Source organism: Trinickia caryophylli (assembly GCF_034424545.1).
Lineage (GTDB): Bacteria > Pseudomonadota > Gammaproteobacteria > Burkholderiales > Burkholderiaceae > Trinickia > Trinickia caryophylli.
The window spans coordinates 2,133,479-2,157,064 of sequence record NZ_CP139971.1 but is presented as its reverse complement, the minus strand read 5'-3'; the positions used below and the strand labels follow the sequence as shown (position 1 = coordinate 2,157,064).

Below are 23,586 nucleotides of genomic sequence, written 5' to 3'. Positions count from 1 at the left end.
GGCCGAATACTCCCCGATCATGAGCGCGCATTGTCCAGAAACCGTCGAGATATGATCGAGATTCTGTTGAGCCTGTTTACCAGCGCGGCGCGCTGTGCAAGCATGCACTGCCTGCGTGACATCTGTACAAAAACGAGAAATGACGTATGACCAACGCCTTGATCCTCATCGCCGAAGACGAACGCGAGATCGCCGAGATCCTGGACGCCTATCTGACTCGGGAAGGGTTCCGAAGCTACCAGGTCGCGGACGGCCAGGCCGCCGTGCAGGCTCACGCCGTGCTGAAGCCGGACCTCGTCCTGCTGGACGTCAAGATGCCTAAGCTGGACGGCTGGCAAGTATTGATGGAACTGCGCCGCCGCAGCAATACGCCCGTGATCATGCTGACCGCGCTCGACCAGGATATCGACCGCCTGCAGGGCCTGCGTTTCGGCGCGGACGACTACATCGTCAAGCCGTTCAACCCGATGGAGGTGGTGGCCCGCATCCAGGCCGTGTTGCGGCGTGCCGGCCAGTCGCGGCAGGCCGGGGTGCTGAGGCTGGGCAAGCTCGAGATCGATACGGAAAGCTATGTGGCCACGGTGGCCTGCAAAGACGGCGCCGCGCCGCTTGCGCTGACGCTGACCGAGTTCAGAATACTCGTCCACATGGCCAGGTCGCCCGGCCGCACCTTCGGGCGCAGTGAACTGGTCGATGCCTGTCTGCCCGGCGGCGATGCCCGCGAACGAACCGTCGACAGCCACGTCAGCAACCTTCGCAAGAAGCTCGATCAGGCCGGCGCACCGGGCATGATTTCCGGCGTGCGCGGCGTCGGCTACCGTCTGACGGAAAGCTGATGCCCGGGCGCAGCAAGCTGAGCCGGCAGATCGTGGCCTCCATGGGCCTCGTCTCCGCCATTACCACGCTGATCGCCTTCGTCGGTTCGTTTCTCATCTACGGGCTGCTCTACACGTTCTGGCCACCGGCGGGCCCGCCCGAGGACATGTTCATCCCGGAGGCGCCGGACTACCTGATCTTCGCCGCAGTGCTTTTCGTCGGCCTCGTGATCGCCGTGATTCTTGCGCTGCGTCTTGCGAGACGCATCCTGATTCCGCTCAACTCGCTGGCTGAAGGGGCGCAGCGTATCGCCAACGGCGATCTCGCCGCAAGGGCTGTCCCAGGCGATCGCTCGCTGGGCGAAACGGCCCATCTCGTCGACGACTTCAACGCGATGGCCACGAAGCTTCAGGATATGGCCGCGGATATGGCGGCTTGGAATGCGGCGATCGCGCATGAGTTGCGCACACCCCTCACGGTGCTCAGAGGGCGGTTGCAAGGCCTCGCCGAAGGCGTGTTCCAGCCCGACGAGAACCTCTTCCGAGGCCTGCTGTTCCAGGTGGAAGGACTTTCCCGCCTCGTCGACGATCTGCGCGTCGTCACGCTGCAAGACAGCGGCCATCTGGAAATGCGCGTGGCGTCGATCGACATCGGCGCGGAAGTCCGGCGTGCAGTCGATTCCATCCGGCAGCCACTCGAGCAGGCCGGGCTATCCGTCGAACTGTCGATCTCGCCCACGGTGGTGACGTGCGATGGCGCCCGGATCAGGCAAGCGTTGCTCGCGCTGCTCGATAACGCTCGGCGCTACGCGAGCGCAGGCGTGTTGCGGGTACAGATCATCGCTGACGACGATTACGTCGTTGTGCGCGTCGAAGACGACGGCCCGGGACTCCCGCCCGAATTCGAGCCCCAGGCGTTCGAGCCGTTCACGCGCGGCGACGCTTCGCGTTCGCGCGATTCCGGCGGCTCCGGGCTCGGCCTCTCGGTGGTGCGCGCGATTGCGCTCGCCCATGCCGGCCACGCGCGCTATCGGCGCTCGGCCAACGGCGGCAGCGTTTTCGAGATCGCGATTCCCCGCAAGCATGGTTAGCCGCCCCGCGCGCGTACCGCTCCACGCACCGGCACGTGGCCCGTGCACCGAATGACGGCCCGCAAGGTTGCTAAAATCCGTCAGCGCTTGTCCCATTCGCAAAATTCGCAAAGCTGCCCTTCACGGCCGTTCACAACCATTACGGCCGCGAAGGTTCGCGCCGCGCCGGACAGGCTCGAGCCATCTCAGCCGCAAACATCGCACAGCCACAACCTGCCCCGGGATCATGTCATGTCGAGCCTCACCAAAATGCTCTCCGTCCTCGATGTCTTTTCGTCGTCGGCGATGTCGATGACGGCGGAAGAGATCGCCGGGCACATGGGGTTCTCGCGCACCACCTGCTACCGGTACGTGAAGGAATTGGCATCGGCGGGGCTGCTCGTAAGCAACAACGGCCGCTATTGCCTCGGGCCTCGCATCATCCATCTCGACTACAACATGCGGCAATCGGATCCCACGCTGATCGCCGCCACGCCGATCGTCCAGAAACTGGTTCGCGTAACGGGCGGCGAAGCGGTCGTATCGACGCTGTACGACGAGCAGGTGATCAACGTCATGCACGAGGCCGGCGCCGAGAATCTGGAGTTGGGCTTCGGGCGCGGCCGCATCATGCCGCTCTTCCAGGGGGCATCGTCGAAAGCGATCATCGCGTTCATGTCCCGTGCACGCCTGAAGCGGCTGCATGAGCGCCACCATGCGGAGATGGGCGAGTTCAACGATTGGATGGCGTTCTGGCGGCACTGCCAGGAGATCGTCGAGACCGGCTACTGCATCTCGCGGGGCGAACTGGACGCAGGCTTCGTCGGTATCGCAGCCCCCATCCGGTCCGCCAGCGGCGGCAGCATCGACAGCAGCCTGTCGCTGATATTCCGCGCAGAGCATTTCGCCCTCTTCGATCAGCGGGTACTCGGCACCCTTTTGGTCGATGCGGCCGCGCGCATCGGCGCGGCAACCTGATCAGCAGAACTGCGTCACGAACTTGGTCACGAGGTAGCCATCGAAGGTTTCGGTGCCGCCCTCGCTGCCGAAGCCGCTATCCTTGATCCCGCCGAATGGGATCTCGGCGGGCGCCATGCCGAAATGGTTGATGTTGACCATGCCGGCTTCGAGTTCGCGGCTGATGCGATGAGCGTTTCGCGTCGATGTCGTAAAAGCGTACGACGCCAGACCGAACGGTAACCGATTCGCCTCGGTCAGCGCGCCATCCAGATCGTCGAACGGCACGATGCCGACGATCGGCCCGAAAGGCTCCTCGTTCATGAGACGGCTGTCGTGCGCCGGGTCCAATATGACCGTGGGCGCGAAGTAATGTCCGGGGCCGGGCAATCGCATACCGCCCGCGGCAATGTGCGCGCCCTTCGCCCGCGCATCGGCAGCGAACGCCTCGATGGCCGAAACGCGCCGCTCCTGCGCGAGCGGGCCCATCGTCACGCCTTCTTCGAGACCGTAGCCCACCCGGATCTTGCCCACCTCTTCGAGGTACGTCCGAACGAAGCGTTCGAACACGGGGCGCTGCACGAGAAACCGCGTTGGAGACACGCAGACCTGGCCGGCATTCCGGAACTTGTAGGCTGCGAGCATGGTGGCGGCGCGTTCGACGTCCGCGTCGTCGCAGACGATCACGGGTGCATGTCCGCCCAGCTCCATGGTCATGCGCTTCATCTGCGATGCGGCGAGTGCCGCAAGACGCTTGCCGACCGGCACCGATCCCGTGAACGAGATTTTGCGCACGACCGGCGATTCGATCAGTTGCGCAGAGACCTCGGACGGCACACCCCACACGACGTTCAGGCAACCGGGCGGCAAGCCGGCATCGTGAAAGATGCGCGCGAGCGCCGCAATCGCACTTGGAGACTCCTCCGGGCCTTTCAGCACCAGCGTGCAGCCGGATGCCAGCGCCGCCGCGACCTTGCGCAACGCCTGGTTGAACGGGAAGTTCCATGGCGAAAACGCCGCGCACACACCAATCGGCTCTCGCAGCACCGTCTGCGTCACGTCCGGCGAGCGCGACGGCACCACGCGTCCGTAAATTCGCCGCCCCTCCTCCGCATGCCATTCGAGATGCTCCGCCGACGACATCACCTCCGCCACCGCTTCATGAAGCGGCTTGCCCTGATCCATCGTGATATGGGAGCCGATCTCGCGGGCGCGCTGGCGAATGAGGTGGGCGGCCCGCCTCAGCACCTCGGAACGGGCGAGCGGCGACTCCCGCTTCCACGCGCGGAACGCCCGATGCGCCGCATGGATGGCGCGCGCAACGTCGTCTGCATCCGCATGCGGCAGCTCGCCGATGACGCGCTCGTTTCCGGGATCGGCGACCGGCTCTGTTCGACGCCCCCTCGCGGCGTGAAACTCGCCGTCGATGTAGAGATGGAGCGATGGGTAATCAGGCGCTTGCGACGCAGCCGCACCCGTGGCCGATGGATTGGATGGGGTCAAGATGAACACCTCGATCGTGGTTGTCGTACGGACGGTGGTGAGGCCGGCTGCCGGGCCGCGCGAGACCTGCGTGGATGCTCCGGGGCACTACCGTTCCCGATCGGCCAGCAAGCCGCCGATTTCGTGTTTGAGGATCAGGTTCTCCTGCTTGACGAGCAAATGACGCACCTTTGCGCGAAACTCCCGAAAATCCGGGTCGGCCATCAGCGTCGTCCGACGTACGGAGCGCTCTTCGAGCGAATCGAAAATCCACAGATAGACGAGCTGGTTGAGCGGCCCGACTTCGGTGGTGAAGCATCCGAGCATCTTGCCGAGCACCCGTTCCTGCGCCGCACGACCGCATTCGGCATAGGTTCGCAGATATTCCGCAGTGCCACCCGGCACGAGCGTGTAGATGCGCTGTTCAACAAACATGGGCTGTCTCCGGCTGCCGCGGCGCGAACGCCTGAAAGGCCGCGGTCATGTCGCCGATACCGGCGGCATCGGTTTGCGCGGCGACGTATCGATCGGGCCGCACGAGCACCAAGGGTCCCGGGTATTTCTCGAACCAGTCCGCCATCGCGTTATCGACATCCTCGACGCATTCGGTATCGAACGCGCTCGTGACGCGCCGCTCGCGGCACGCACCGCTGCGCGAACGATTCACCTGCACGAACTTGGCGCCGAGAGCCGCCCAGTACGCGCGATCGGCGGCGCTCAAAAAGGCCTGCGGGTCGCATCGCCAGCCCACGAGCGAGAACCACGGCCCGAGCACGTCGTCGAGTTTGCGACGCATGCCGTCGGCCGTCTCGACGTCGGGCTGCACGATCATCGTGCCGATGGAGCCGATTGTGCCCCTTGAGCCCATTGTGCCCGTGGCGCCTATTGCACTGGTCGTGCCCGAACGGCCAGCCAGGGCCACGCCGTTCGTGTACCGGGGCATCGGCTTGAAACGCATCTGCAGCAGGTAGCTGCGCAACCCGGGCGCACACCGGGCAAGATCGAAAAAGCAGTCGCGCAGAAACGCCACGCTCTTACGCGTGGGCATGAGCATCGCGCCGAACGTATCGGCGAGATCGATCATCGCCTTCACGTGGCCGCGACGCTCGGACTCGTAGGTCGCCAGCACGTCGGTCCGCAGCGTGCCCTTGACGACTCCGGCCAGCTTCCAGGCCAGGTTGCCGACGTCGCGCAATCCGGCGTTGAGCCCCTGGCCGATCCACGGCGGCGTGAGATGCGCCGCATCGCCGACGAGCGCGACGCGGCCAACGAGCAGCCGCTCCGCCACGCGCGAATGGTGGGTATATGTCCGGGCACGCACGATCTCGACGTTCTCCACATTGCCGACGTACGGCGCGATCAGCTTGCGGACCGACTCGGGCCGCGCGATCGCCTCTTCGTCTTCGTGCGGAAAGACAAGGAATTCCCACCGCCGGAAATTGAACGGCAAGTAGATGCAGACGTTCGGACGCCGCGGGTCGCAATTGAGCGCCGTGCACGGCTGCTCGAGATCGGCGTTTTTAACGTCGACCACGACCCATTTGATCGGATGCGTGGTACCGGCCAGCTTCACACCGAGCATCTCGCGCGTCGGGCTGCGGCCGCCGTCGGCAGCAACCACGTAGTCCGCGCGCAGCGTATAGGATTCGCCGTCATCGCGCCGCACGCGCAACGTCGCGCCTTGCGCGTCCTGCTCCAGATGAACGAGTTCCTCGCATGTGCGGAGCTGGACGTGCGGATACCGCTCGAGCCCTTGCCGCAGCGTCTTTTCGGCGAGCTGCTGCATGAAGATGTTGCGCCGCCACCAACCGAATTCGCGCACCGACGGACGAATGTCGGCAAAGCACACGCCGTTCGCCTTGAACATACGCAGCGGCACGTTCTGAATGATGTCGCGGCTCAGTTCGTCGGCCAGGCCCGCAGTCTGAAAGAGACGCAGCGCTTCATCGTCGATGCCCACGGCGCGCGGAAATTCGACGATTCGCGCCTCCTTTTCGATGACGACCGTATCGACACCGTACAGGCCGAGCATATTCGCCATCGCTACGCCATTCGGTCCCGCGCCGACGATCGCCACCGAGGTCCGGCATGACAGGTCCGTTTTCACCGGTCAGCCCCCTCTCTCCATGTCGGATCGTCGAGGCTGTCGAGCCACAAACGCACACTGCGATTGAATGCGTCCGGTTGGTCGTCGTGCACGTAATGCGTGGCGCCGGCAATCGCGTGCGCACGCAGGTACGGGTTCGCGGCCGTCATCGCCGCGGCCGCCTCCACGCACAGGAAGTCGGAATCCGCGCCGTGCAACACCAGCGTCGGCATACGCAGCCCACGCACGAGCGGCCACAGGTCGACCAGTTGCTCGGGCGTAGCGGCAAGACGCGCGGCCGCAATACCTTCGGCATCGTGCCGCCAGACGACTCGCCCCTGCCCGTTGTCCTTCAGCGAATGCTCGACACGCGAGGCAAGCGCCGCCTCGGAAATGTTCGGCCGCTGCCGGTGCCAAAAAGCGCGCGCCTCTGCCCACGAGGCAAACGAATCGGGCGTCGAACGCAGTTCGCGCCTGATACGCTCCGAGCCTCGGGAATCGACCGAGGCGCCGGGCCCCATATCCTCGATTACGAGCCCGGCCAGTCGCGCCGGGTGCTTGCCCGCATAGACAAAGGCATTGGTTCCACCCATCGAGTGGCCCACGAGCACGAACTTTCGTAAGCCCAGCGCATCCACGAGGGTTTCCAGATCGCGCAGGTAGGCGGCGGCGTAGTAATCGCGCTTCGGATCCCAATCGCTGAGCCCGCGCCCACGCTGATCGAGCGCGATCACGCGGTAGCGCTCGACGAGCGCTTCTGCCGCGGGTGCCCATGTCTGCGCATAGCTGCGCAGCCCGTGCAACATGACGACGGGCGGCGCATCGTGCGCTCCCCAGCTCAGATAACGCAACCGCAGGCCGTCGCTGCCGATCCATCCCTCTCGCGCCGATGCCGTGTTCATGGTCTCCACCCATCCCATTCGATGTCAGACAAGCCCGTCCCTGCCGACGATGTCGCTCGCCCTGAGGCCGCCGAGCCGTGCATGGAGACGGCCGCGCGTCGCGAAGGCGAAAATCACGAGTATCTCGTCGGCATTGGGCGCATCGGGGAACAGGCAACTGAGCGTGTCATAGTGCGACCGCACGTAAAGGGCGTCCTTATGAGCCAATGGCACGTCGATCACCGTGTTGATCGGGCCACGCTTGCCGCTCGAAGGTACCCACGACTTTCCGCCGCCCAGCGCGGCGCGAATCGGCTCGGCAAAAATCGAGGTCAGAAATGCGTTGCCGTGCTCGTATTCGCCGGCCGCTCCGACGAGGCACGCCTTGCCGTAGCTCTCGATCTTCCGATCGCCGGCAAGCACCTCGATCCGGCGAGCGAACTCCCGGCCAAGCGCCGGAGACGGATCGACGAGATCATCGAGGTTTTCGCTGAAGCGGCCGGCGTACGGATTGTGCACGGCCGCGGCGATCGCGATCTTGCGCAACGGCTCGCCGTCGGCCAATTGCCCTGATTCGTTGGCAAGCGAATCTTCGATCTGGGTGTACCACTTGCGGATATGGAGGGTTTCGAAATTTGCGGCCTTGCTCACGGCGGCGGCTCCTTGATTGACAGGCTGGTGTGACGGAGATCGCGATCGGCGATCTATCCGAAGAGGGGTTCGAGTTGCGTCGGGTCGCTCGGCGCGCGATAACGGTTCAGTACCCGCTTGCCTTCTTCATCGTCCGCGACGGTCTCGCAGAAGAACTCGAGGCGATTGCCGTCCGGGTCGGTGAAATACACGCCTACGCCGACCTTGTGGTCGGTAATCTTGACGATCGGCACGTTGCGGCGCAGCAGCATGCCGTAGAGCCGCCTCAGCTCGTTCAAATCGCCGTCGATCTCGAGCCCGTAATGCTGCAGGCCGATCGTGCCGAGCTCGGCATCGGACACGGCGCGAACGAGCGCGATATCGTGGTGTTTCCGGCCGAACGACATGAATACCCATTGATCGTCGCGCGCTGTCTCCGTCATGCCGAGGACCTCGGCATACCAACGGCCCGAGCGATCGGGATCACGCACCCAAAGCGAGAGATGGGTGCGCCGAATCCGCGGTGCGGGCAACGGCAGGCCTTTTGCGCTCGCCTCGTTGGCGAGCCGCTGCATTTCGGATGGTGTCATGACACGCTCTTTCGTTCAGTGGGTCGATTGCGCATGGGCGACAAGAGGCGCTTCGAACGGCGTCCACGCCACGGCCGTGATTTCGCTGAAGTCGCGCCACTCCTTCGTCCAGTTGCAACCGCCGTCGCGCGAGCAGAACAGGTGACCGTATTTCGTCCCGGCATAGACGAGTTCGGGTTGCGCCGCGTGTGTGCCGAAGGCCCAGAAGGTCGAATTCGGCGGCGTGGCCAGCGTCATTTCGTTCCACGCATATCCGCGGTCCGTCGAGCGGTAGATGCGGCTGCGGCTACCGGGTGTGCCATCGCCGATGGCCATCAGCAACTCGCCGGAAGGCTTGGGCAACTGAACCGCCGTGCGCGTGTAATAGAGCCCGTCGAAGCGCTCGCGCGAGAGTTTGCCGTCCCATGTCTGCCCATCGTCCTCGCTCAGATACACGGCGTTGACGGTCAGCACGAGTGTGGTCTTGGCCTTGTCGGCTGTCGCGGGCAGCACGACGATGGCATGAATGTCACTGTTCCGAATCGCCGTGCCGGGGCCATCCACGCGCGTCCAACTCGCACCCGCATCGCGGCTGCGCCATGCGCCGCCCTCTTCCACGCCGTACCAGACGTTGCGGCCGTCGTCGGGATCGACGCAGATGGTGAGCAGGCGGGGGCGGTTCACGCCGGCGCAGAATTCCGGCAGCTCGGGCGCGGTGCGGGCCCACGTCAGCCCGGCGTCGGTGGACTTGAACAGTGCGGCGCGCGACGGCGCGCCCGTCCCCGCGTAAAGCACCTGCGGGTTGCCAGGATCGATCGCGATCGACCAGACCGTCTGTCCGTTCAGGATATTGTCGGGGCGACGCCAGTGCGCGCCGCCGTCCTCGCTGATACAGAGGCCCGAATCGGCTCCCGCATAGACGCGCGATGGCGTCGCGGGATCCACGGCGAGCGAGCGCACGATGCCGTCGAACTCGATCGGCTCCTCGAGCCCGAGCCGATGCCAGGTCTTGCCGTCGTCATTGGAGCGCAGAATGCCCTGCCCCGCCGTTGCGACCAATAGGGTTGCCGTCATGAACGAATACTCCCTGCGTTACAGGAAAATGCCGCGCGTGAGGCCACCGTCGCAGCCGATCGATTCTCCAGTGATCGAACCGGCCTTCGGCGAGGCGAGGAATGCCACGATCCAGCCCATTTCCTCAGGCTGCAGCACGCGGCGGATCGGCGTGGCCTTGACGTAATTGGCCTCGACTTCGCCCGCCGTCAGCCCCTGCTTCACGGCCTCCTTTTCGTAGAGTTCGTGGATATGAGGCGTCTCGACCACCCCCGGATGAATGGTGTTGACCGTGATGCCGTGAGGTCCGAGCTGGTCGGACAAGGTCTTGGTCATGTGAACGATCGCGACGTTGCGCATGCCCGAAAGCTGCTTGCTGCCGCGCCCGGTCAAGCCGCCGATATTGACGATGCGGCCGAAGCCGTTGCGGCGCATGTATGGGACCGCGGCCTTCGCGCAGCGCAGATAGCCGACTACCTTGATGTCGATATCGAGCAGGAGCCCTTGCGGATCGGCATTCTCAAGTTCGGTGCGCACGAGGCCGCCCGGGTGCGCCGCTCCATTGAGCAGGATGTCGAGTCGGCCGAACCGGGCGGCGGCAGCGGCCATCGCCGCCTCCACCGACGCCATGTCGGTCGTGTCCGCACTGAGGGGCAGTATCGTGCCCACGCCGGTGCCCAGCGGCGCAAGCGCTGCGCGAATGTCGGCCGCCGCGGCTTCGAGCTGCTCCATGCGCCGTGCGGCAATGGCTACGTCGACGCCCTCGCGGGCCAGTTCGAGCGCCACCGCCTTGCCGATGCCCATGCTGCCGCCCGTGATGAAAGCGGACTTTCCTTTGAGTTGAAGATCCATGGCAATAACAGATGCGATTGAGAAAAACGAATTGATGGGCGCTGCCGGACGCGCTCAGGGCAGACACATTTCGATGAGACGCGGCCCTCCGAGGTCGGCCAACGCATCGTCGAGCGCGAGTTCGAGCGCCTGCGTCGTACGCACGCGCTCAGCGGCGACCCCATAGCCTTGCGCAATCGCCAACCAATCGATCGGGGGATCGTCGAGCACGGTGAGGCGACTTGCATGAGGTGCGTCGGCGGGCAACCCGCTGCGGACAAGTTCCGTTTGCAGAATCCCGTAGCGACGGTTCGAGGCGATCAGCACGATGACGGGCAGGCGCTCGCGCGCCATCGTCCATAGCGACTGGATCGTGTATTGAGCGCTACCGTCCGACTGCAGGGCGAACACTCGGCGAGCCGGGCAGGCGATGGCGGCGCCGATGGCCACCGGCAGCCCCTGGCCGATGGCGCCTCCCGTGTTGGTGAGGACCGTGTGCCGCTTCGCCCGCGCCGATGCGGTCACGAACGGGTAGCCGCAAGTGCCGCCTTCCACGGAGACGATGGCGCCTTCGGGCAGCGCATTGGAGACGATCCGTCCGACCGCCTGCGGGTTCAGCGGACCGTGTTCGACGTTCCAACGCGCGGCATCCGCACCGGGAGCGACGGGTGGCGCATCGAGGCAGGCGGCCAGTGCCGACAGTGCCTCGTCCGCCGCCTCGCCAGGCTCCGCCAATATCACGATGTCCTCCGGCCGGGCGAGTTCCGCGGGAATGCCTTCGTAGCCGAAATACGTGATCGGCGCGCGCGCGCCGGCAAGGACGACCCTGCGCCCGGCGAGCGCCTCGAGGGCCGGCTCGGGAAAGTACGGCAACCGATCGATGTCGGGTAATCCACCGCCGCGCTCGGTGCGGGCCGGGAATGTCTCGCCGAGACACACCGCGCCCGTGCCAGCGGCAATGCGTGCGGCGGCGCGCTGCCCCTCCTCGGAAAGCGCGCGATCTCCGAGCAGCAGCACGATGGGCGCCCGCGTCCTGAGCAACTCGGCGACACGCGCAACGCGCGACGCGTCGAACGACGGAGTCATCACGTGCGGCAGCGGATGCGGCGCGCGGGCACTCACCGAGGCGGACTGCAGATCGACGGGTAACACGAGCGTCGCAACTCCGCGCTGCGCGCCCATCGCGGCCCCGATCGCTTCACTGGTATCGCGGGCGAGATCCGTTTCGAGCGCGACCCGGCGGTACCAGACCGACACGGGGCGCGCGAGCGATTCGATGTCCGAAGTCAATGGGGCGTCGTACTTCAGATGCCCGCGCATGTGATCGCCGACGATATTCAGGATGGGCGTGCGGGCGCGGCGCGCATTGTGCAGATTCGCAATCCCGTTCGCATGGCCCGGGCCGAGGTGCAGCAGCGTCATCGCAGGCTTGCCGGCCATGCGGCCGTAGCCGTCGGCAGCACCCGTGCAGACGCCTTCGAACAAGCCTAGAACCGGGCGCACACCCGACACCTTGTCCAGCGCACCGACGAATGGCATCTCGGTCGTTCCCGGGTTTGCGAAGCAGACCTCGACACCCGCGCGGCGTGCCGTCTCGAGCACGATGCAGGCGCCATTCGAGTCACGGTCGTTCTGCGGCACTTCTTCCATACGGCACCATCGATGAGAAGTTTCGAATGATTTCACTTTAATCCCGTAAAACGGGATTTGTCAAATTCAACAATGAGAACTTCCACGACACCGAAAACAACGCATCAAGCCAATAATTTGCGGTCGCAATGCGTACATACCCTACGTTTTCATCTCGCGTGACGACACGGAAATTTCTCTAAATCTCTAATCTCGGGATTTCACATTTTCCAAGGAGGGGTGCGTCCGGCGACTCTCGGCTCAACGAGATAAAGACGGGAAGCGCCGTGGTCGGGCGCTCGTTGATGCTCGTTGGTGCTCGTTTGTACTCGTCGGCGCTCGCGGAAAGCCGTGGGGCGGCTGGCGGCTGTTGACCGGCAGGCCGGTCAACCCTGGGAATGCCGCGGGTCATCCGCGGCAATGGGGGAGTGGCCTTGTGCGCTTCGCACAAGTCTCATGGCAGGCGTTGGGCGAAGCGCGACCGCCACGCCCAGGCGAATCAGCGCCGCCCGATATGCGGTGCGAGCGCCCCGAGCAGGCACGCGATGGCCACCGCTCCGCCATCCTCGCTGCCCAATGCGCGCTCGCCGATATAGCTCGCTCTTCCCGCGCGCGGCACGAGCGTCGCCGTCTTGTGCGCACCGCTTTCGGCAGCATCTATCGCACGCAGCCACGCTTCGCGGGGCACGAACCCCGCACGAAGTGCCGCCTCGAACGCATCGATCGCCGGCACCAGCGCGTCCAGCATCGTGCGATCGCCCACGCGTGCGCCGCCAAGTTCCTGAATCGCATCCGCTGTGGAGCGGAACGCCGCAGCCCAATCTTCGACTGACGGCTCTGCCTTATCGGCGAGTATGCGGGCCGCGCGGGTCAGCGCCGAGGCATAAAACGGCCCCGAACTGCCAGCAATTGCCCGGCGCAGCGCCGCGGCCAATGAGGCAAGCGCACGCGCTGGCGAAGCATATGCGCTGTCGGGCAACGCCTGAATAGCTTCGGCCGCTCTCTTCATGCTGGCGCCGAGATCGCCATCGCCCGCCTTCGAATCGAGCGCAGTCAGCAACGGTTCGCGCTCGAGCAGCGCACGTGCGGCGTCGAGAAGCGCGGGCTTCAACACGGATACCCATCGATGCGCGCCAACGCCAGCGTCAGCGCGCTCGTGCCGCGCCAGTGCCTCGACGTTCCCTGCACCGCCTGCCTCGACGGTCTCCCGGTTGACGAGGCCCGGCCCCGGCCACGCCGGTGCATTCGTTGCCGCATCGAGATACTGCAACATGCCCGGCTGCAACCGCAGCAAGCTGATCGAGCAGCCGGGCATGTTCAGAGCGGACATGAACGTACCGCACCACATTCGCTCGACCTCTATTCCGAGCTGGCTGAGGACGTCGTAAGTCGCCCTGGCCATGACCGCAAGCTCCATCGCCGGCGTGGCGCCCAGACCGTTGATCAATACCGCGACCTTCTCGCCGCGCCGAAGCCCGAGATCGTCGACGATCTTCCCGACCATCAGTTCGCACAGGTCGTCGGCAGGAAGCAGCGTCCTTTTCTCGACGCCCCGTTCGCCGTGAATGCCGAGCCCGAGTTCGATCTCGTCCACCCCGAGTTCGAAACCGTGCCCGTCGGCTCCCGGCAGCGAGCATCCGTCCAGCGCAACACCCATCGTGCCGAGGTGCTCGCTCACCTGCCTCGCGATTTCCGCCACTTCGTCGAGCGGCAGGCCTGCGTTTGCCGCGGCCCCCGCGATCTTGTGGACGAACACCGTGCCCGCGATCCCGCGCCGTTGTTGGCGCGCCCCCGGCAGCGCAACATCGTCGGCAACGATCACCATGCGCACGGGAATGCCCTCGGCCCTGGCAAGCTCGGCCGCCAGACCGAAATTCAAGCGATCGCCGGTGTAGTTCTTCACGATCAGCAACGCGCCGTCCGGGCCGGCCGTTGCCCGGATGGCGTGCAGCACCGCGTCGGTCGAAGGCGATGTGAAGACTTCGCCGCATACGGCAGCGCTCAGCATGCCCTCGCCGACATACCCGGCATGCGCGGGCTCGTGGCCGCTTCCGCCTCCCGAGATCAGCGCCACGCAGCGTGGAGCGTCGGTCGCGGGCGCGAGAGCCAGCACGTTTTCGGCCCCGAGAATCCGGGCACGCGGATGGGTACGCGCGATCCCCTCCAGCATCTCGCGCACGATGTCCGATGGCTTGTTCATCAACTTCTTCATATCTCCGTCCCCTTTGGAAAGTGACGTACGGGCCATGATCGAATGCGCCCGGCAGCAACCACGACAGGCGGTGAAACGACACACGGCCGCTTTTCGCGCACGGGCTCGAACGCGCGGTCGCGCAAGCGGGCGGTGCGCGGCGTGAACGTCGTACTTTACTGTGGGGACTCGAAAGGCACACTGCAGATGCACTTTCGAAAGTGGCCGGAACTCACCGGCCGGAGCATGGAAGTGCCGTGGAACCGCGTGCGCGCAAACGCCGGGCCACGGCCGTGTGCGTTCCTGCGCCTTGCACTGCAATTGGCGTGAACGGGCCCGGTGTCAGTCGAAGGAAAGGCGCAACGCGAAGCCCAGCAGCGCGGCGGAAAATCCCCACCGTTGCAGCGTTTGTGCGCGCGGGTGCTTGCGGATCAGCGTCGAGATCCGTGCCGCCCCCGCCGCGTAGCAGATGTCGAAGAGCATGCCGAATGCGACGAGCGCGGCGCCGAGTTCGCTCACCTGCGAGCCGATCGATCCCGCAGACGGCCGCACGAACTGCGGCAGCAGCACCGAGCAAAAGAGCAGCGCCTTGGGATTGAGCAAATTGGTGAACATGCCCTTGACGAACGCCGCTCGCAGCGGCGAGGGCACGGCCTGCCCCGTTTGCGCCGCATCGGGCAGCGCGAACAACGGCGAGCGGAAAATCTGCACTGCGACATATGCGAGGTAGGCGGCTCCGCCATAGCGCACGATCTCGTAAAGCCAGGGCGCCGCCTTCAGCAACGCCGCCACCCCGCAGGCCGAAAGAACCACGTGGGTGGCACGCGCGACGGCCAGACCGCCCGCCGCCGCGAGCCCCCGGCGCGTACCGCCTGCGATGCTCGTTTGCACGACCAGCGCCATATCGGGGCCCGGAATCGCATAGACCACCGCCAGCGCGGCCACGAACGCCAAAAGCAACTCCACCGACACCATCGCCAAACCTCGAATATGCAAAAAGGAATGACGTTATTGTGCTCGACGATATGGAGCGAATTCTGGCGAAAGACGGCAAGTGCGTAGCACCGATTGGAGGATTCCTCCACGTTTTTATATTTATGTAGTTGAAATCAAGTGCTCAGACAACAACCGAACCGGCTGCGAGGGGAAGGCGCCCGCCGCCGCCCCGGTCAGGTGAGCGATCAAACGAGCGATCAGACGAGCGAATCGCCGCGCCGCATGGCCGCTGCATCGTCGCGCGGAGCACCTTCTATGCGCCGGCGCGCCATGAACCAGTAGAAGAACGCGGCACATGCGGCGATCGCCCCGCCGCTGACGAACGCGAGCGAGTAAGAGCCGGTCCGGTCGGCAATCAGTCCCACCACGACGGGCGAAAACGCGCCGCCGAAATAGCCGCCGAAGTTCTGCACCGAGCTGACGGAAGCGACCATGGCGGGCGGCGCGAGGTCGGCCGCGAGCGCCCACGCATTGCCGATAGTCGCGGCGATGAATGCAAGGCCGAACGTCATCAACGCGAGCGTCGCGGCGATCGACTGCACGAACGGCAGCGCGATCACGCAGGCGCCCGCCAACAACGCACAGCAGACAATGACGATACGCTTCGCGTCCATCGACGAAGCAACTCCGCCATCCACCATCTTCCTCGCTACCCAGCCTGCCGCGATCTCGCCGATCGCGCCGCCGAACCAGGGGATGCTCGCGTAGACACCGAGTTGCCCCAGCGAGACATGAAAGCGATCGAACAGATAAAGCGGGAGAAAGACGAGAAAGATGTTCCAGAGCCAGATCGCGCAGAAGTAACCGAAGATCATCCCCCACACGCTGCGATGCATGAACAGCGAACGCCACTTGAGCGCCGAACTCGAGAGCGGCTGCTCGTGCCCGCCGCCGCCCGCCTCGATGTAGGCGAACTCCTCGCGCGAGAGTCGCCGGCTTTCCGTAGGGTTGCGATAAAAAAGCAGAAACAGCACCGCGAAGACGATGCCGACTGCGCCCGTTACATGAAAAAGCGAGCGCCATCCGAACGAGATCATCAGCGCCACGAGCAACGCGGGCGCGAGCGCGGGGCCCCACTTCGACGCGGAATCCCAGATCCCCGTTGCGAAGCCGCGTTCCTTGCCCGGGAACCAGGAAGCAGTGATCTTCGCCGAGGTCGGCCAACAGGGCGCCTCCCCAATGGCCAGCATCGCACGCATCGCGATCAGCCCGGCAATCGAACCGGCAACGCCGGTCAACCAGGTTGCGACGCTCCACCAGATCATGCCGACGGCGTAGGCGCGCTTTGCGCCGAAGCGGTCGATGATCCAGCCTGCCGGCAACTGCATCACCGCGTAGGTCCAGGAGAACACCGTGCCGAGCAGGCCGATTTGCGTACGTGTGAGGCCGAGATCCTGAATCATGCCCGGCGCGGCAATCGACAGATTGGCCCGGTCCAGATAGTTGATGATGCCGCCGATCAGCAGCCAGATCAGCACGTGCCAGCGGTACTGCGTATGCGTCGTTGCCTCGGACTTCCGGTTCATGCTCGTCTCCTCCTCTCTCGGGAAATGGTCGGATATTTAGTCCGACTATAAGGCGAAAACGGTATTCAGTCCGGGAACTGCTCCTTTCCTGTGGCAACGACATCACAGTCGGCGCAGTGCCTCGCGCAGAGCGCGATATCGATCCGTCAGGCAAATCTGAATTTGGCGTCAACTCGCCGGAACGCACGACGTTTCGTGCTTTCGTCATGCCAGAATTGACAGACCATTTGCGGACACCGCTCCGCGAAGGCCACCCATACCAACAGTGGCGACGGTCCGGAACCGGAAACCACCCTAGCTGTCGGCCGCGCCGTCAATCCCATTGCGTAGCCCGCAGCCAACTCGAAGAAAGCAACACGCATGCGCACCAACCTTCCTGTTACTCAACGCGAATTCGACTTTCCGAATGACGCGACGCTGATGTCGACCACCGACGCCCAAAGCCATATCAGATACGCGAACGCCGCATTCGTGCAGGTGAGCGGCTTCGATCACGATGAAATCATCGGGCAGCCGCACAACCTCGTACGGCACCCCGATATGCCGACGCAGGCGTTCGCCGACATGTGGAGCACGCTCAAGGCCGGCCGCTCGTGGACCGCGCTGGTCAAGAACCGGCGCAAGGACGGCGATCACTATTGGGTCCGGGCCAATGCGACACCGGTCATCCGCAACGGCGCGCTCGTCGGCTACATGTCCGTGCGGACGAAGCCCACGCGCGACGAGATCGCCGCCACGGAAAAGCTCTATCGCGACTTCCGCGAAGACAAGGCAGGCAGCCGGCGGTTTCATCAAGGCATCATCGTTCGCACGGGCGCCTTCGCGTGGATGTCGCTGTTGCAGACGATGCCAGTGCGCTGGCGCATCCGCTCGGCGTTGCTGAGCGCGCTCGCCCTCTCCATCGCCGGCGCGTTCGGCTTCGGGCTGCGTGATGCCATGCTCGCGGGGTTCAGCGGGCTCTCCGCGGTCCTTTCGCTCGTTGCGATGGCATGGCTCGACGCTCAGGTCGCCCGGCCGCTCGAGCGCGTCCTCCAGCAGGCTCAATCGGTTGCGGCGGGCCAGCCCGGCGAGAACGTTCATTTGAACCGCGTCGATGAGATCGGCATGATTCTGCGTGCCGTCAATCAATCGGGATTGAACCTGCGCTCGCTCGTTGCCGACGTCAGCGAACAGGTGAGCGGCCTCAGAACCGCATCGAACGAAATCGCCGCCGGCAACGGCGATCTGAGCAAGCGCAGCGAACAATCCGCCGCGAACCTCGAAGAAACGGCCGCGTCGATGGAGCAGATGACGGGCACCGTGCGCAGCAACGCGGAGACCACCAAGCAGGCGAGCGACCTCGCGGGCGAGGCGCACAAGGCTGCATCCGCCGGCGGTGAAGCCGTCACGGAGATGGTCGACACGATGGCGACGATCACCGCGGCCAGTCAAAAGATCCGCGAGATCATCGGCGTGATCGATGGCATCGCCTTTCAGACGAACATTCTCGCGCTCAACGCAGCCGTGGAAGCGGCGCGGGCGGGCGACCTGGGCCGCGGCTTCGCCGTGGTGGCGGGCGAAGTCCGCTCGCTCGCCCAGCGCAGCGCGGCTGCCGCAAAGGAAATTGCAGGCTTGATCAACGACAGCGTCGACAAGATCGAAAGCGGCAGCGATCTCGCCCACAAGGCGGGCGAGGCCATGCAAGGCATCGTCGCGCAAGTCGCCGGCGTGGCCCAATTCCTCGGCGCGATCGGCACCGCCACGCGAGAGCAGGCGGATGGCATCGGCCAGGTGAACATCGCCATCAATCAACTCGACGAAATGACGCAGCAAAACGCCACGCTCGTCGAACAATTGCGGGATGCAGCAGACGGGCTTCAAGCAAGAACGATCAAACTCGTCGATGCCGTGTCCGTCTTCAATGCCTGAGCGCAAACAGGCCGTTCGCACGGAACACCCCAGCGCTGATTGCACTCGGGCCCCGTCACCACGGCCACATTAACCACACCTTCACCATGGTTTATACATATCGTTAAGTTCCGATATATGATTCCACTCGAAGCGATTCATGTTCGCTCGAATGTTTGCTTACGTTGCCCTGCCCAGAGATGACGATCGACGTCGATGCCATTCACAAAGCGCTGGCCAATCCGGTGCGTCGTGAAATCCTTGCCGCGCTGAAGGACCCGGAAAAGAACTTTCCGGATCAGGCATTCGCGTTCGACCACGGCGTGTGCGCCGGCCAGATCACCGCGCGCTGCGGCCTGTCGCAGTCCACCTGCTCCGCTCATCTGGCGGCGCTCCAGAGTGCCGGGCTCGTCACCGCGACGCGCATCGGCCAATGGTCGTTCTTCCTGCGCAACGAAGCCGTCATTCGGACGTTCCTCGACGCTCTGCGAGCGGATCTCTAGCGAGACCGCCGTTCCGAAACTATCCGATCAGCGCGGGCACGCCCCGCCAACAAGGTAAATGACCATGCCTACTCTTTTCGATCCGCTCGTCGCCGGCGACCTGACACTGCCGAACCGAATCGTCATGGCGCCGCTCACGCGCCAGCGCGCGGGAGACGTACGCGTACCCAACGCGATGATGGCGCAGTACTATGCCGAGCGCGCAAGCGCCGGCCTCATCATCAGCGAAGCCACCTCGGTGACGCCGCAAGGCGTCGGCTATGCCGCCACGCCGGGAATCTGGTCCGACGAGCAGGTGGCCGGGTGGAAGCTCGTCACAGAAGCCGTTCATGCCGCCGGCGGCCGCATCATGCTGCAGCTCTGGCACGTGGGCCGCATCTCCGATCCGATCTTCCTCGATGGCGAACTGCCGGTCGCGCCCAGCGCAATTGCCGCGGGCGGCCACGTCAGCCTCGTTCGGCCGCAACGCGCCTATGTCACGCCTCGCGCGCTCGAACTCGACGAGATCGCGGGCATCGTCGCCGCGTTCCGCAAGGGTGCGGAAAACGCCAAGGCCGCCGGGTTCGACGGCGTGGAAGTGCATGGCGCCAACGGCTACCTGCTCGACCAGTTCCTGCAAGACGGCACGAACAAACGCACCGATGCCTACGGCGGCTCGATCGAAAACCGCGCGCGGCTCATGCTCGAGGTCGTGGACGAGTGCATCGCCGTATGGGGCCCGGGCCGCGTCGGCGTGCATCTCGCACCGCGCGGCGATTCGCACTCCATGAGCGATTCGAACCCCGCAGCAACGTTCGGCTACGTTGCCCGCGAACTCGGCCGGCGCCGCATCGCGTTCCTCTTCGCGCGCGAATCGCTCGGCGACAACCGCCTCGGCCCGTCGCTGAAAGCGGCGTTCGGCGGCGTCTATATCGCCAACGAGCAATTCACGAAGCAATCGGCCGAGGCGGTGCTCGCCTCGGGCGAAGCGGACGCCGTCGCATGGGGCAAGCTTTTCATCGCCAATCCTGACCTGCCCGCGCGCTTTGCATCCGACGCGCCGCTGAACGAACCCAACCCGGCCACGTTCTATGCGCAAGGCCCGGCCGGCTATATCGACTACCCCAAGCTCGCCGCCGCTTGAGCGCGGCAACGGCCACCCGGAAGCGCCCGATGCTGCCGGGCCCAGCCTTGCGCGGGGCGCGCCCGCGCACGGCTGGGCCACATCCGTTGCGAGTATGCAGCCGTCGTTTCCAAACGGCTTCAGCGCTCACCGGGATGACTTGCCCGCGGCGGTCGCGACCAGACCCGGTTGCAGTCATGCCCCTCTTTGCGCCATCATCGGGTCTTGCCGCCAATTCCCTGGTTAGCCGCCCTCACTGACTTATCGGAATTGCCCATGACCCCTCCGACCCCATCCGCGCCCAAAGCCATCGTCACGGGCCACACGCGCGGCCTCGGCGCCGCGCTGAGCGAAGCGCTGCTCGCACGCGGCTTCGTCGTGCTCGGTGTCTCCCGAACGCGCCAAGCCACGCTCGATTCGCGTTATGCCGATGCCGTCGAGCAAGCCGAAGTCGATCTCGCCGATACGCGCGCCATCGAGCAATGGCTTGCGCAAGGCCAGTTGAGGCGCTTCGTGAGCCACGCCGCGCACGCGGTGCTCATCAACAATGCCGGGACCGTTGCGCCGATCGGCCCGTGCGGCGAGCAGCCGCCGCTCGAGGTCGCGCGCGCGGTCGTCCTCAACGTCGCGGCGCCGCTCATGCTTGCGAGCGCCTTCTCGGAGGCCACGTGCGAAGCAGCCGACCGGCGTATCGCTCACGTATCGAGCGGCGCCGCGCGCAATCCCTATGCCGGCTGGAGCATCTACTGCGCGACCAAGGCAGCGCTCGATCACCACGCGCGCGCCGCGGCGCTCGACGGCGAACGCGGCATGCGCATCGCGACGATCGCGCCCGGTGTGGTCGATACGGACATGCAGGCCGCGCTGCGGGCCACGGACGAAGCGCGCTTTCCGTCGCGCGGCAAGTTCGTCGACCTCAAAGCGACGGGCAAGCTCACGTCGCCGGACGAAGCCGCGCACAAGTTCGTCGATTACCTGCTGAGCGATGCGTTCGGCACCGAGCCCGCCGTCGACCTGCGTTCGCTGCCGGCCGGATGAGCGAACGCGATCGCACCTTGGGCCGCGCGGGGCCGCACCTTGCATCGGCGGCCCGGCAAAACCACAATCAAGCAACGTTCCCTACATCGATCGACAGGAGCCACGCATGAACGCATCGCGTCGCACGTTCGTGATTGCCTGCCTCGGAGCCGCTTCGTTCGCAATGCAGCGTGGCGCTCGAGCCGCCGCGGAGCCATCGAAGCTCGAGGAAAGCGATGCCCAGGCCAAGCAGTATGGGTATCGGCTCGATGCTTCGAAAGTGGATGCGAGCCGCTACCCCACCTACAAGTTCGGCCAGCGCTGTGCGAACTGTTCTCTCTTCGACGGCAAGTCCGGTGACGCCTGGGGCGGCTGTATTCTGTTCGGCCAGAAAGAGGTGGCCGCGAAGGGCTGGTGCAGCCAGTACACGAACGTCTGAGCGCGACTACGCACCCGCGAGAAAACGATCCCGCGCAGCGTGAAGCCGGTTTGCGGCGGAAGGAACCGCTTTGCGCGATAATCGCTGCCTTCGGGCGTCGCGCCGCCGCGATGCAGTTCGACGCACGCAACTCGCCTTTCATTCCATCGTTGTCGAGCGTTCATGAGCAAGCCAGGCAATCCGCGGCATCTCGACCAGCTTCTCCACCAGGCCGTGGCGCTGCAGCAAAACGGCGCGTTCGCTGACGCCGAAGAGCTTTATCGCGAAATCCTGGCCAAGCGGCCCCGGCATTTCGACGCGCTGCAACTGCTCGGCGCCCTTGCGCTGCAGTCCGGGCGCCTCGAAGAAGGCGCGCGCCTGCTCGAACAAGCCATCGCCATCAACGGCATGCAGGCGCCGATTCACTCGAATCTCGCCTTCGCCCTCAATGCGCTGGGTCGGCCGGACGCCGCACTGGCCGCGGCGAATCGTGCGCTCGTGCTGAAACCCGGCTTCGCCGACGCGCTCAACAATCGCGGCACTGCGCTTGCCGCCCTCGATCGTTCCGCCGAAGCCCTCGCGAGCTTCGAGAAGGCGATTGCCGCACGGCCCGATTATCCCGAGGCCTGGAGCAATCGCAGTTGCGCGCTGCGCGACCTCGGGCATCCCGCCGACGCACTCGCGAGTTGCGACCAGGCCGTGACGCTGCGTCCGCACTACGCGGAGGCGTGGAGCAATCGCGGTAACGCGCTGTCCGATCTGAACCGGCCGCAGGATGCATTGGAGAGTTATGAACGGGCGCTCGCGCTGGCGCCCGGGCTCGTCGATGCCTGGAGCAACCTCGGTTTGACGTATGTCGACCTGAACCGTCATGCGGATGCGCTCGCCTGCTACGATCGCGCGCTCGCGCTGATGCCGGATGCGGCCGAGACACACTGGAACCGCGCGCTCTGCCTGCTGCAGATGGGCCGCTTCGATGCGGGCTGGCGCGAGTACGAATGGCGCTGGGAACGCAAGCGCATCAAGGTGGGCAAACGCCCGTTCGCACAACCGCTTTGGCTCGGCGACACCTCAATCGACGGCGAGACGATCCTGCTGCACGCCGAGCAGGGGCTCGGCGACACGATCCAGTTTTGCCGATACGCGGCTCAGGTTGCGCGGCGCGGTGCGCGCGTCGTTCTCGAAGTGCAGCCCGAACTGATGCGTCTGCTCCGCCCTCTCGCCGGCGTGGCGGAACTCGTCGAGGCCGGTCAGCCGCTGCCGCCCTTCGACTGCCATTGCCCGCTCCTGAGTCTGCCGCTTGCCCTGCGCACCGGACTTGCCTCGATTCCAAGCGAAACACCTTATCTGCAAGCCGATGCCGAGAGCGTGCGCCACTTCGGCGAGCGCATCGCGGCAAACGGTATCGACGAAAAGACGTTGAAGGTCGGGCTCGTGTGGGCCGGGGGCGCGCGACCGCACGTCCCCGAGCTGCGCAAGACCGATGCGCGGCGTTCGCTGAGCTTCGAGCAATTGGCACCGATCGTCCACGTGAGCGGCGTGCGTTTTTTCAGTCTGCAAGTCGGCCCGGCCTCCGCGCAGTTGAAAACCGCCGCCGAACATGACGAAGCGAGCCGGAATATCGTCGATTGGACCGACGACCTGCGCGATTTCGCCGATACCGCCGCGCTCGTCGAAAACCTCGACCTCGTGATTTCGGTCGATACGTCCACCGCGCATTTGACAGGCGCGCTGAACAAGCCGCTTTGGATCCTGAACCGGCTCGATACCTGCTGGCGCTGGATGCTCGAGCGCGAGGACAGCCCGTGGTACCGAAGCGCGCGGCTCTTCCGGCAGCCGGCGCTCGGCGATTGGGCCAGCGTCATCGATTCCGTGGCGGGCGCGTTGGCCGAACGTGTCGAGGCACACCGCCAATAGCGCGCAGCGGCATGTGCGTGGGCCAA

Annotated in this window: 21 protein-coding genes; 9 read left to right on the top strand and 12 right to left on the bottom strand. The window is 65.2% G+C overall.

Features of this window, described 5'->3' with window-relative positions:
- Window positions 1-146 precede the first annotated feature (146 nt).
- The 3 genes from U0034_RS28695 to U0034_RS28685 all read left to right on the top strand — a co-directional run bounded on the left by U0034_RS28695 (window position 147) and on the right by U0034_RS28685 (window position 2,863).
- Window positions 147-836: a response regulator gene (locus U0034_RS28695; protein ID WP_085227331.1), complete on the top strand. Its 690-nt coding sequence runs from the start codon at window positions 147-149 to the stop codon at window positions 834-836.
- Window positions 836-1,906, top strand: coding sequence for an ATP-binding protein (locus tag U0034_RS28690; protein WP_085227332.1), 1,071 nt, complete (start codon window positions 836-838; stop codon window positions 1,904-1,906). The genes U0034_RS28695 and U0034_RS28690 overlap by 1 nt, the downstream gene beginning before the upstream one ends.
- Before the next feature lie 231 nt (window positions 1,907-2,137).
- On the top strand, window positions 2,138-2,863 hold the full coding sequence (locus tag U0034_RS28685) for an IclR family transcriptional regulator (RefSeq protein WP_085227333.1): 726 nt from the start codon (window positions 2,138-2,140) through the stop codon (window positions 2,861-2,863).
- Here U0034_RS28685 and U0034_RS28680 read toward each other — a convergent pair whose 3' ends face one another.
- From U0034_RS28680 to U0034_RS28625, 12 genes are all read right to left on the bottom strand, one after another.
- Window positions 2,864-4,345 (bottom strand): NAD-dependent succinate-semialdehyde dehydrogenase, encoded by a 1,482-nt coding sequence (locus U0034_RS28680; protein ID WP_085227664.1) that lies wholly within the window; start codon window positions 4,343-4,345, stop codon window positions 2,864-2,866. It abuts the gene before it with no gap.
- Window positions 4,346-4,432: 87 nt separating this feature from the next.
- The gene (locus U0034_RS28675) at window positions 4,433-4,759 is read right to left on the bottom strand and encodes an NIPSNAP family protein (RefSeq protein ID WP_085227334.1); all 327 of its coding nucleotides are present in this window, start codon (window positions 4,757-4,759) and stop codon (window positions 4,433-4,435) included.
- Entirely contained in the window at window positions 4,749-6,365 is a 1,617-nt protein-coding gene (locus U0034_RS28670; RefSeq protein ID WP_233211897.1) for a bifunctional 3-(3-hydroxy-phenyl)propionate/3-hydroxycinnamic acid hydroxylase, read from the bottom strand. The genes U0034_RS28675 and U0034_RS28670 overlap by 11 nt, the downstream gene beginning before the upstream one ends.
- Window positions 6,366-6,427: 62 nt before the next feature.
- Window positions 6,428-7,312, bottom strand: a complete 885-nt coding sequence (locus tag U0034_RS28665; RefSeq protein WP_085227336.1) for an alpha/beta fold hydrolase — start codon at window positions 7,310-7,312, stop codon at window positions 6,428-6,430.
- Window positions 7,313-7,336: 24 nt separating this feature from the next.
- Window positions 7,337-7,942 (bottom strand): amino acid synthesis family protein, encoded by a 606-nt coding sequence (locus tag U0034_RS28660; RefSeq protein WP_085227337.1) that lies wholly within the window; start codon window positions 7,940-7,942, stop codon window positions 7,337-7,339.
- A 53-nt stretch (window positions 7,943-7,995) separates the two neighbouring features.
- Complete coding sequence (locus U0034_RS28655) at window positions 7,996-8,496, bottom strand: VOC family protein (RefSeq protein WP_386092505.1); 501 nt, start codon at window positions 8,494-8,496, stop codon at window positions 7,996-7,998.
- A 30-nt stretch (window positions 8,497-8,526) separates the two neighbouring features.
- Window positions 8,527-9,564, bottom strand: a complete 1,038-nt coding sequence (locus U0034_RS28650) for a beta propeller repeat protein (RefSeq protein ID WP_085227339.1) — start codon at window positions 9,562-9,564, stop codon at window positions 8,527-8,529.
- Window positions 9,565-9,582: 18 nt separating this feature from the next.
- A complete protein-coding gene (locus U0034_RS28645) occupies window positions 9,583-10,395 on the bottom strand; it encodes an SDR family NAD(P)-dependent oxidoreductase (protein ID WP_085227340.1) in 813 nt (270 codons plus the stop codon).
- Between the two features lie 54 nt (window positions 10,396-10,449).
- Window positions 10,450-12,024 carry an acetolactate synthase large subunit gene (locus U0034_RS28640; protein WP_085227341.1) on the bottom strand — a complete coding sequence of 525 codons (1,575 nt, stop codon included), beginning with the start codon at window positions 12,022-12,024 and terminating at the stop codon, window positions 10,450-10,452.
- A 478-nt stretch (window positions 12,025-12,502) separates the two neighbouring features.
- On the bottom strand, window positions 12,503-14,215 hold the full coding sequence (locus tag U0034_RS28635; RefSeq protein ID WP_085227342.1) for a dihydroxyacetone kinase family protein: 1,713 nt from the start codon (window positions 14,213-14,215) through the stop codon (window positions 12,503-12,505).
- Between the two features lie 321 nt (window positions 14,216-14,536).
- Window positions 14,537-15,169 (bottom strand): LysE family translocator, encoded by a 633-nt coding sequence (locus tag U0034_RS28630; protein WP_085227344.1) that lies wholly within the window; start codon window positions 15,167-15,169, stop codon window positions 14,537-14,539.
- A 218-nt stretch (window positions 15,170-15,387) separates the two neighbouring features.
- Window positions 15,388-16,716, bottom strand: coding sequence for an MFS transporter (locus tag U0034_RS28625; protein ID WP_085227345.1), 1,329 nt, complete (start codon window positions 16,714-16,716; stop codon window positions 15,388-15,390).
- A gap of 360 nt (window positions 16,717-17,076) precedes the next feature.
- On the opposite strand from U0034_RS28625, the gene U0034_RS28620 reads away from it, so the two are divergent.
- The 6 genes from U0034_RS28620 to U0034_RS28595 all read left to right on the top strand — a co-directional run bounded on the left by U0034_RS28620 (window position 17,077) and on the right by U0034_RS28595 (window position 23,560).
- Window positions 17,077-18,624: a methyl-accepting chemotaxis protein gene (locus tag U0034_RS28620; RefSeq protein ID WP_085227346.1), complete on the top strand. Its 1,548-nt coding sequence runs from the start codon at window positions 17,077-17,079 to the stop codon at window positions 18,622-18,624.
- Between the two features lie 179 nt (window positions 18,625-18,803).
- The gene (locus U0034_RS28615) at window positions 18,804-19,106 is read left to right on the top strand and encodes an ArsR/SmtB family transcription factor (protein WP_085227347.1); all 303 of its coding nucleotides are present in this window, start codon (window positions 18,804-18,806) and stop codon (window positions 19,104-19,106) included.
- Between the two features lie 64 nt (window positions 19,107-19,170).
- Window positions 19,171-20,229, top strand: a complete 1,059-nt coding sequence (locus U0034_RS28610) for an alkene reductase (protein WP_085227665.1) — start codon at window positions 19,171-19,173, stop codon at window positions 20,227-20,229.
- A 255-nt stretch (window positions 20,230-20,484) separates the two neighbouring features.
- A complete protein-coding gene (locus U0034_RS28605) occupies window positions 20,485-21,246 on the top strand; it encodes an SDR family oxidoreductase (RefSeq protein ID WP_085227348.1) in 762 nt (253 codons plus the stop codon).
- 106 nt (window positions 21,247-21,352) lie between these two features.
- Entirely contained in the window at window positions 21,353-21,664 is a 312-nt protein-coding gene (locus tag U0034_RS28600) for a high-potential iron-sulfur protein (RefSeq protein WP_085227349.1), read from the top strand.
- Window positions 21,665-21,826: 162 nt separating this feature from the next.
- Window positions 21,827-23,560 carry a tetratricopeptide repeat protein gene (locus U0034_RS28595; RefSeq protein WP_085227350.1) on the top strand — a complete coding sequence of 578 codons (1,734 nt, stop codon included), beginning with the start codon at window positions 21,827-21,829 and terminating at the stop codon, window positions 23,558-23,560.
- Window positions 23,561-23,586: the final 26 nt, after the last annotated feature.